Below are 8,950 nucleotides of genomic sequence, written 5' to 3'. Positions count from 1 at the left end.
GCTCGGGGCGGAAGTGTGCGATTTCTACTCGGCTACCTCGCCGGTTGGCCGGCGATCGGTCGCCGACACAGGGAGGGGTGCCGTCATCCCACCCCAGGGTGGCTGTCTCGGGCCGCGGCTCACGCCGACACTGGATGGCAATCCCACCCGGCGGATGCCACCGATGAATGTCGCGGGTGCAACAGCGGAGAAGCCCATGACTGCTTCGATAGCCAATGCAGAAGAGCTACAACACAGTTCCATTCTGGGGTTGGGTGTCTACCGGCCGGAGCGGGTGGTGACCAATGACGAGATCTGCCGGCAGATCGATTCCACCGACGAATGGATCCGAGTCCGATCCCGCATCCGAAACCGGCGATTCGCCGGGCCGGACGAAACGGTGATCGACATGGCCGCGGGACGGGACGCTCTGCGGGCTTCGCAGGTGTCCGCCGACCAGATCGGCTGCGAGCGTGCCAGCGAATTCGTCGACCTCACGGACAAGTCGACTGCATTCATCTTCGCCGACGGCGCGGGTGCTGTCGTGGTCGGTGCTTCATCACAGGCAGGAATCGGACCGGTGGAATGGGGCTCGGACGGCTCGCTCGCCCACGTCCTAGCGCAGGAACTGTCCTGGACGGAGTTTCGTGACAATCCCACGGGGCCACACCCGTGGGTGAATCAACGGTCCGGCTGTGTTTCGCTGGGCCACCGTCGAAATGGAGAAGATTGCACGAGCAGCCCTGGACCGAGCCGGCGTCACGGTGGAACAGTTGGATGCGTTCATCCCGCATCAGGCCAATCTGCGCATCACCGAAGCGATCTCCAAGCGCCCGAAACTGCTACCGAGCACGGTGGTCGCCCGCGACATCGTCGATGCTGGAAACACGTCCGCGGCCTCCGTCCCGCTGGCCGTGGAGACGCTCCTGCGGACCGGTCGAGCACACGCGGGAGACACCGCACTGCTCATCGGATTCGGTGCGGGTCTCACGTATGCCGCTCAGGTCGTCACGCTCCCCGCAGCGCCGGACGATCCCTGACGGCTGACAATCACCCGGGGATCGGAGGGGGTTGGGCGGTGGGGGGAGTAGCGTAGGGGATGTCGAGGGTTATTCGAATATGCGCGGTCATGCCATGTCGTCCTCGGCGCCCACACCGGCCTGCAGTCGAAGGGCCGAGAACTGGAGCGCCGCCATGGCGTCGAACCCGACTGAAGTGTCAGATTTCCTCGTCACCGAGTCACCGAGTCCCACGCCGGCGCTGGAATCGGCGGAGTCGTGCACGGCGTGCCCACACACCGCTGATTCCCACGATGCGCTCGGGATTCGCTTCTGTGCCGTGACCTCGGCGCGAAGCCTCGACCGTAAGTGCATCTGCGCCGGTGAGCAGGTGAGTGGACAGCACTACTCCCGCTACTGAAGCCGGCGCTGCCCCACGAGCGCTCCGTTCGATTCGCCGACGGCCTTGCATGACGGCACTATTGTGATGCCACGTCGTACGTTCGAGTCGAAAGGACGCCCATGGCTGGTGTGCCGTTCCGGTCCCCGTCGACGGGAAGCAAAATTCGCGCCGTGTTGTTCGATACCTTTGGCACCGTTGTCGACTGGCGCACCGGTATCGCCGCCGCTGTCGCGGACTACGCGGCGCGCCATGAGCTAGAGGTGGACGCATTTGCCTTCGCCGACCGGTGGCGCGCCCGTTACCGGCCGTCCATGGGAGCCATCCTTTCCGGCACCCGCGAGTTCGTGATTCTCGATGTCTTGCACCGCGAGAACCTCGACTTCGCGCTCCGCGAATCGGGCATCGACCCCACGAATCACGATGCCGGAGAGCTCGACGAGCTCGCGCGCGCCTGGCATGTGCTCACCCCCTGGCCCGACAGCGTGCCGGGCCTCACGGCACTCAAGACCGACTACATCATCGGCCCGCTCTCGAACGGCAATACTTCTCTTCTGCTCGACATGGCCAAGAACGCCGGAATCCCGTGGGACGTGATCATCGGCTCCGACATCAACCGAAAATACAAACCTGATCCCCAGGCCTACCTGCACACAGCGCAGTTTCTGGGTCTTCACCCGAGCGAAGTCATGCTCGCCGCCGCACACAACGACGACCTCGAGGCCGCTCACGCTGTGGGTCTGGCCACAGCGTTCATTCTCCGGCCCGTCGAACACGGACCTCACCAGAGCAGTGATCTCGCGCCAACAGGCAGCTGGGACATTTCCGCGACCGACATCACTCATCTCGCAGCGCTGCTCCGGGCGGGATCGACAGGGTGATTCGGCCGAGCCCGAACGATGGGTGGCAACCATATCCACGTCAGGTCCGGTCGCGAGTCCCTCGTGTCAGGTAATCCTTGACGCCGAGTCGGACCTCTGTCAGGCTGTACCTGACAGAATTGAGGTTGTCATGGAACTTGTCGAACGTGCCGTCAGTGCGAATATCGATGCCGCTGCTCGCGCGGTGATAACGGCTGCGGCCGCCGAAGCAAGCCGTCACGCGGACGAAATCATCGGCACCGGGCCGCTGCCCGGCACGGCGGAATGGGACGCCGAGCAGGGCACGGACATTCCCGATCAGCGCACCCTGGCCTGGCATCTGCTGAGTCTCCGCATACAGCTCGCCGCCGGGCTCGACGGCATCGAAACCGTTCTCGGCCTGCGCTTTCAGGGAGCGACGTGGGCAACCATCGGCAAGGCTGCCGGGATGACCCGTCAATCCGCGCACGAGCGATGGGGTTCCCGCACCACAGCCCTGCTCGACCCGATGGGGACCGGCCTGCCCAAGACCGTTGCTGACGACGATCCGAGCTGAACCGGGACGCGGTCAGTCCGGAGGATCGTCAGTCCTGGTACTGCGGCACCGGCGGTCCGGGTGCCGGGCCGAGCGACGACAGCCACCGATCGTAGAGAACAGTCCAGGTTCCGTCAGTGCGCAGGCGCTCCAGTGTGCCGTTGACGAACCGGACGAGGTCGTCGTTTCCGGGAGCGACTCCGATGGCGTATTCGGCAGAATCGGTTTCGGGACCGACGATTTCGAGATTCGGATCCTGGGCGACGAGGCCGGCGAGGACTGCGGCACCTGCTATCGCGTCGACCTGCCGCTGCTGGAGGGCCATGAGGCAGTCGTCCCAGTCGGGTACTGCGAGGATCGTGGCTTTGGGGGCGATACGCGACAGTGCCGACACCGACGCCGGGTCGTGGTGCGTGCAGACTCGTCGCCGGGCAAGGTCGGCCGGCTCGGAGATGCCGGACCCGTGCCGCACCACGAGCCGGCGGGATGCCTCGAGATACACCGTGGAGAACGCCAAGTCCTGGGGAGCTTCGCAGGGCAGCGCCACCGGACGCACGACCATGTCCGCGTCGCGGTGAGCGAGCATCTCGGCGCCGTCATCGGTTCCGAGCGGGCGGAACTCGACCTTGGTGGGGTCGCCGAGCAGATCACGTGCGACCTCCCGCGCCAGGTCGACGCCGAATCCGGTGAGCGCGCCGGTAGTCGGGTCGCGGAAACTGAACAGGTTGGTGTTCTGGTCGACCGCGACGACCACCGTCCCGCGGGCACGGATATCGCCGAGCGTGCCGCCGAGGCTCGGAGTCCCCGGACGGAGACTGGCGTGTGCTGCACATGCCGACGTCTCCGTGGCGGGTGGTGGCTCTTCGGGCGGCGCGATGAGCTGGGCGCCGGCCGACAGGGGAAACTCCGTGAAGTCCCCGGAGAACCTCGGGGTGGGTGCATCGGGGGCGCCGCAGCCGGCAAGCAGGACGGCTCCGACCGCGAGGCCGGCGAGCAGCCGGGCGGAGCGCGGTCGCCGTTCCGGGTGTGGTCGCACCATCAGTGGTACTCGCTCACTCTGGGCTCGATCCCCGCAACGACGGCGAGCGCTGCGGACACGGCGAGCACGATGCCACCCACGGCGAGCGCCGCCATCGTGCGGTACGACTCCCGCATCGCGTCGAGTTCCTCGGTGCGTAGAGCGGTGATGGCGTCTTCGAGCGATTCGTCGAGGGCCCGGAACTGGGCCGTCGATGCCGTCGATCCCGGACCGACCGCGACGTCCGCCGCGCCCTGGTAGTCGCCGTCTGCGAGCTTCTGCTGTAGATCCCGGTGCGCGCTCCGCCATCCGTCGAACGCGGCGGACGCACCGTCGATCGTCGGTGCGACGACGGTGTGCCGCGACGCGTCCGAGTTCAGAATCGCCGCGAGTGCGTCCGTGTGCCGGACGTAATCGCTTCCGGCCGGATCGAAACCCGGACGAAGCAGCCCGAGCGTCTCGTCGGCGCGGGCCTGCTGGGCGAGGATCCTCGCCTTCGTGACCGCAGCGAGGGGCTCGGCGCCGTCGATCCGTGCGCGTTCGCTCGCCGATGTCGACAACAGCCCGGCGACCACGATCCATACGACGAGAGCAGCCAGCAGCGCCGTCGCACACGCCAGTCCGGGATTGACCCGGCGGCGGCTTCGATGCCCGACGTACGCGTGCGCGACGGCGAGGACGACGACCCCGGCCGACGCGACCGCTATGGCGGTGGCGGGCAACCTGGCGGTATGGGACTGCGTGTCGGCGACGGCGCGAGCCTGGTCGTTGTAGAGGCGTTCGGCCAAGGGCAGGATGGTGTCCTGCATCAGAGCGGATGCAGTCCCGAGATACGCCACCCCGACCGGATTTCCCGCGGAATCGTTGGACCGTGCGGTCGCCACCAGGTCCGTGTACACGGCAACGTGCCGCGACATCTCGGTGAGCAGCCGCAGCGATTCCACGTCGCCGGAGGTGACGCCGTACGACGCGGTGACGAGTGCGTTCGACGCGTCGCCGATCGCCTGGTTGTACCGGTCGCGCACCGCGAGCGGCTCGATGGCACCCGCGATGAACGACGACGTCGCTGCCGCGTCGGCGATGGACAACGAGCTGAACAGATTCTGCGCGGCGTCCGCCAGCGGTTCGGTGTGGGCGCGAAGGGTTTCCATCCGTTGCTGCCTCGCGGCGACGACGGCGGACGTCACGAGACCAGCCGTCAGCGCCACCACGACGAGGACGACGGCGAGGAGGGACAGGCGTCCGGGCGTCGACGCGAGGAACTCGCGCCAGGGGCGCCGGCGGACCTCGGGTTCGACGAGTAGGGATTCGTTCAGGAGATGCTCGTCGGCCAGCGAAGTGTCACGATCTCCGCTGGATACGGCACCGCGGTCCTGGTCGAACAACCCACTCCTCCTCATCCCTGCACTCAGTGTGCGCCGATCACGGTCGGAAAACACCGAAAGCATCGACGGCGCAGGAGTAGCCTGCGTCGCCCGCGGGTACATCGAGACTGGGCACGATCAGCCCGGAGGTCCTCAGCTCATGAAGGCGGGCTCATGAAGACAGGGGTGCGCGCGTTCGGCGTCGCGGCCGCCGTCGCAGCGGTGGTTCTCGGGGCCTGCGCGGCCCCAGCGCCGCGGAGCGACGATGCCGCGGAGAAGGTCTTCTTTCTCTTGCCGAACACGACGACCACCCGATTCGTGGAGCGAGACGAACCCTTGTTCACCGACTTCCTGGAGCTGTTCGCGCCGGAGGCGACGGTCACCGTCCGCAACGCCGAAGGCGATCCCGCTCGCCAGCAGAGCCAGGTCGAGTCGGCGATCGCGGATGGCGCGTCCGTGCTCGTGCTGATCTCCACGGACGCGAGATACTCGGGTGGAGCCTTGACCGCCGCCGCCGAGGCGAACGTTCCGGTGGTGCTCTACGACCACGACGCGGTCGGTGGACCGGCGGACGTTCAGGTGATCTTCGACCCCCTCGAGGTCGGCCGACGGCAGGGGAGCCGCGCCGCGGACCTGATCGCCGCGATGCCCGGCGACGGTGTGAAGATCGCCCGGGTGGAGGGAAACCTCGGTGAATACGGCACCCGTCAATTTCTGCTCGGTCAGGACGAGTATCTGCAGCCGCTCGCCGACAGCGGCAAGATCCGCGTGGTCTGCGAGACCGCGATCGACGACTGGGACCCGGCCGAAGGTCAGGCATTCGCCGAGGAATGCCTGACCCGTGAGAACAACGACATCGCACTGTTCGTCACCATGAACGACGACCTGGGAGGCGGAATCGTCGCGGCTCTGGCCGGGCGCGGTCTCGCCGGGCGGATACCGGTCACCGGGGGACAAGATGCCAATCTCGCTGCGCTGCAACTGATTGCACAGGGGACTCTCGACAATACGATCTTCAAGAATCTGTCCGACCAGGCGAAGGTCGCCGCGCAGCTGACGACGTCGATCCTGCACGGCGAAGGCATTCCGGAGGACATGATCAACGGCACGATCGACAACCAGTACATGGCCGTGCCGACGGTGTTCCTGCCCGTGCAGAACATTACGAAGGACAACCTCTCCGTCGTGGTCGACTCCGGCTTCTACACGTGGCAGCAGATCTGCGCACCGGATCCGGCATCCGCGGTGTGCGGGGACCACAGCTGAGCCGTCGGCGAGGAGAACGTGTCCGAGGCGAGGGCGGAACTCGGCACGTTCAGCTCAGGGGCGCGATGACACCCCGGTCGCCGATTTCGGCGCGGACATCGATCACCCGCCCGGCCAGCAACCAGCCCGACGATCCGCGTCGCCACTCGTCCCGGTACTCGCCGAGGCATTCGTACGTCGTGCCGGCGCGGTCGCCGAGGCCGACGTGAAACGCCCGGAAGTAGGACCGAGTGCGCGCCTCGTCACCGTCGACCTCGATGCGGATGTTGCCGAGCAGGTGCTGGGTGGCGCCGCAGACGTCGAGGTGGGAGCGGACGCGGGCGACCACGTCCGCCGGCCCGGTCCGCCCGTAGGCCACGACATCTTCGGTGAGCGTCGCCGCGAACCCCGGCCAGTCTTTCGTGTCGAGCAGGACAGCCACGACGTGCAGGCGGTCGGCGATCTGGACGCGGGCGGGCAGGGACTCCGGCATGGCTCGATCTTCCTCGGACGACCGGCTGACTCGGCCGCGGCGTCCCGCTGATCGAGACCGTCGCGGTGACGGATCACCGCTGGGCCTGCGGGTGGGTGCCGAGGTTCGGTCGCATACGGTGGCAGTGGCTCGCCGGGCGGGCCGGATCGAGGAGGAATCGGTAATGAGTGCACGTACCCCCGAGGAGCGCATCCCCAGCCAGTGGGAGGAGATCACCGCAGCTGACCCAGGGCATTCGATGTGGTACGTCGAGCGGTTCCGGGCGATGGAGGCGCAGGGCAAGGACATCGTGGGGGAGGCGCGTCTGGTCGATGCGATGCTCGGCCGCGGCGGTCGGATACTCGACGCGGGGTGCGGACTCGGCCGCCTCGGTGGCTATTTGCACGATGCCGGTCATGTGGTGGTGGGTGTCGATGTAGATCCCGTGCTCATCCACGTGGCCGAGGAGGATCACCCGGGTCCGACGTGGCTGGTTGGTGATCTTGCGGAATTGGATCTGCCGGCCCGCGGGGTGGAGGCCGATTTCGAGGTGATCGTCTGTGCGGGCAACGTGATGACTTTCCTGGCGCCGTCGACCCGGGAGTCGGTGCTGGCGGGGTTTGCCGCTCATCTCGCCCCGACCGGCCGAGTGATTGTGGGGTTCGGCGCGGACCGAGGCTACGAGTTCTCGCAATTTCTCGCGGACGCTCAGGCCAGCGGCCTGACGGCGGACCTGCTGTTCTCGACATGGGATCTGCGCCCGTTCACGGAGGATTCCGACTTTCTGGTGGCGGTGTTTTCGCGCGCGCACTGACGGCCCCGTCGTGAAGTGTGAGGAGCACGGTGAGCGCGGCGGTTGCGTCGAGCAAGGCTCGGGAGCGGGCTGTGGTGGCCTGGTCGCGGGTAGCGAGCGCCGCGCCGATGTCACCTGATCCGGGTGTGCGCGCGAGTTGTGTCATGACCGCACGGAGAGGTGCGATGCGGTAACCGGCCTTGCGGAGCTGATGCACGACGCGAGCGTCGCGGACCTGGGACGGGGAGTATCGGCGCGCTCCTGTGGGTGTGTCCCGGTCTGGTACGACGAGTCCCTCTGTGTCCCAGTGCCGCAACGTGGAGGGGCGGATGCCCAGGGCGACGGCGAGTTCGCTCACGCTCATCCAGTCCGAGGCCTGTACGCCGTCGATCGGCTCGGTCGAGATCACATCGGCGGCCTGCTTCGCCAGCGCGAGTTCGGTTCGTTCTGCGTGGAGTCGGGCGTGCACGGCGTCGAGGAGGGCGAGCGTTGTCGCGGCCGGGCATGTGTGCGCGCTGCGCACGATCCGTTTGGCTTCGACCGGGCCGGCGCCGACGGCGAGGTCTCGATAGGCGATCGCGGATTGCACATGCGCGTCGGTGTAGATCCGGTATCCGGTGGCTGTGCGGGTCGCGGGAGGCAGCACCCCGTCGCGTTCGAGGTTGCGCACTTGCTGCACGGAGCACCCGGCACGCCGGGCCACATCGACGGTCCGGAGTTGACGTGATTGGAGACTTTTCACCGTATTTCTCCTGTATGTGCTCCTCGGGGTCTCCACGAGCACTTTAATGAAACGCTGGAAGCTATGACCATGGACGACATCATCGACTTCGTCGAAGGCCTCGGCGACGTTCTGACGCTCAGGCCTGCACCCGGCGACGGTTCGCCGGAGATCAGCTGGGGTGACACTTTCTTCTATTACGCGCCGGATCGAATCGTTCCCGACAGGACCCAGCCCTTTGCCACGATCGTCACCAAGAACTACCCCGGCGACGAAAGCTCGGGTCTGGACCGCGCGGGTGCGTTCCGGGTGAACATCCGTGCCGGGAAGGAGGCGTTCATCGAGGCAACCGGCCGCGCACCGCGAGAGCAGGGCGTCGCCGACCTCGACGCCGGTGCGCCCGACACCGTCATCGCGCATCCCGTCTATGGCTCCCTGGCCTGGCTGGCGGTCATCGACCCGGGCGCACGCACCGGCGAAGTCACGCGAGAGTTGCTGTGCCGGGCGCATACGATGGCTCGCTCGCGCTATGAGCGACGATCGGAATCCACTCCAGGCTGACTCG

At 67.0% G+C, this 8,950-nt stretch carries 10 protein-coding genes and 1 pseudogene; 7 read left to right on the top strand and 4 right to left on the bottom strand.

Annotated elements, in window-relative coordinates:
* The first annotated feature begins 196 nt into the window (after positions 1-196).
* The 4 genes and pseudogenes from DTA22_RS01190 to DTA22_RS01175 all read left to right on the top strand — a co-directional run bounded on the left by DTA22_RS01190 (position 197) and on the right by DTA22_RS01175 (position 2,793).
* A pseudogene (locus DTA22_RS01190) lies at positions 197-1,019 on the top strand (3-oxoacyl-[acyl-carrier-protein] synthase III C-terminal domain-containing protein).
* Positions 1,020-1,173: 154 nt separating this feature from the next.
* Positions 1,174-1,398 carry an RGCVC family protein gene (locus DTA22_RS36445; RefSeq protein ID WP_245973255.1) on the top strand — a complete coding sequence of 75 codons (225 nt, stop codon included), beginning with the start codon at positions 1,174-1,176 and terminating at the stop codon, positions 1,396-1,398.
* 101 nt (positions 1,399-1,499) lie between these two features.
* The gene (locus tag DTA22_RS01180) at positions 1,500-2,258 is read left to right on the top strand and encodes a haloacid dehalogenase type II (protein WP_112298260.1); all 759 of its coding nucleotides are present in this window, start codon (positions 1,500-1,502) and stop codon (positions 2,256-2,258) included.
* Between the two features lie 130 nt (positions 2,259-2,388).
* Positions 2,389-2,793 (top strand): hypothetical protein, encoded by a 405-nt coding sequence (locus tag DTA22_RS01175; protein ID WP_112298259.1) that lies wholly within the window; start codon positions 2,389-2,391, stop codon positions 2,791-2,793.
* 28 nt (positions 2,794-2,821) lie between these two features.
* Here DTA22_RS01175 and DTA22_RS01170 read toward each other — a convergent pair whose 3' ends face one another.
* A complete protein-coding gene (locus DTA22_RS01170) occupies positions 2,822-3,811 on the bottom strand; it encodes a glutamate ABC transporter substrate-binding protein (RefSeq protein ID WP_112298258.1) in 990 nt (329 codons plus the stop codon).
* Positions 3,811-5,175, bottom strand: coding sequence for a hypothetical protein (locus tag DTA22_RS01165; RefSeq protein WP_037233847.1), 1,365 nt, complete (start codon positions 5,173-5,175; stop codon positions 3,811-3,813). The genes DTA22_RS01170 and DTA22_RS01165 overlap by 1 nt, the downstream gene beginning before the upstream one ends.
* A gap of 153 nt (positions 5,176-5,328) precedes the next feature.
* On the opposite strand from DTA22_RS01165, the gene DTA22_RS01160 reads away from it, so the two are divergent.
* Complete coding sequence (locus DTA22_RS01160) at positions 5,329-6,420, top strand: substrate-binding domain-containing protein (protein WP_037233844.1); 1,092 nt, start codon at positions 5,329-5,331, stop codon at positions 6,418-6,420.
* Between the two features lie 49 nt (positions 6,421-6,469).
* Here the strand turns inward: DTA22_RS01160 and DTA22_RS01155 are convergent, their stop codons facing one another.
* The gene (locus tag DTA22_RS01155) at positions 6,470-6,892 is read right to left on the bottom strand and encodes a nuclear transport factor 2 family protein (RefSeq protein ID WP_037233840.1); all 423 of its coding nucleotides are present in this window, start codon (positions 6,890-6,892) and stop codon (positions 6,470-6,472) included.
* Between the two features lie 163 nt (positions 6,893-7,055).
* Here DTA22_RS01155 and DTA22_RS01150 point away from each other — a divergent pair, with 163 nt between their 5' ends.
* Positions 7,056-7,685 (top strand): class I SAM-dependent methyltransferase, encoded by a 630-nt coding sequence (locus tag DTA22_RS01150; protein WP_112298257.1) that lies wholly within the window; start codon positions 7,056-7,058, stop codon positions 7,683-7,685.
* Here DTA22_RS01150 and DTA22_RS01145 read toward each other — a convergent pair.
* Complete coding sequence (locus tag DTA22_RS01145; RefSeq protein ID WP_037233834.1) at positions 7,636-8,406, bottom strand: MerR family transcriptional regulator; 771 nt, start codon at positions 8,404-8,406, stop codon at positions 7,636-7,638. The two genes, DTA22_RS01150 and DTA22_RS01145, sit on opposite strands and share 50 nt — an antisense overlap.
* 63 nt (positions 8,407-8,469) lie before the next feature.
* On the opposite strand from DTA22_RS01145, the gene DTA22_RS01140 reads away from it, so the two are divergent.
* Positions 8,470-8,946, top strand: coding sequence for a DUF6194 family protein (locus DTA22_RS01140; RefSeq protein ID WP_112298256.1), 477 nt, complete (start codon positions 8,470-8,472; stop codon positions 8,944-8,946).
* The last annotated feature ends 4 nt before the right edge of the window (positions 8,947-8,950 follow it).

It is taken from the genome of Rhodococcus wratislaviensis, assembly GCF_900455735.1.
GTDB lineage: Bacteria > Actinomycetota > Actinomycetes > Mycobacteriales > Mycobacteriaceae > Rhodococcus_F > Rhodococcus_F wratislaviensis.
The sequence above is the reverse complement of the archived record's forward strand: the minus strand, read 5'-3'. Positions and strand labels throughout refer to the sequence as shown.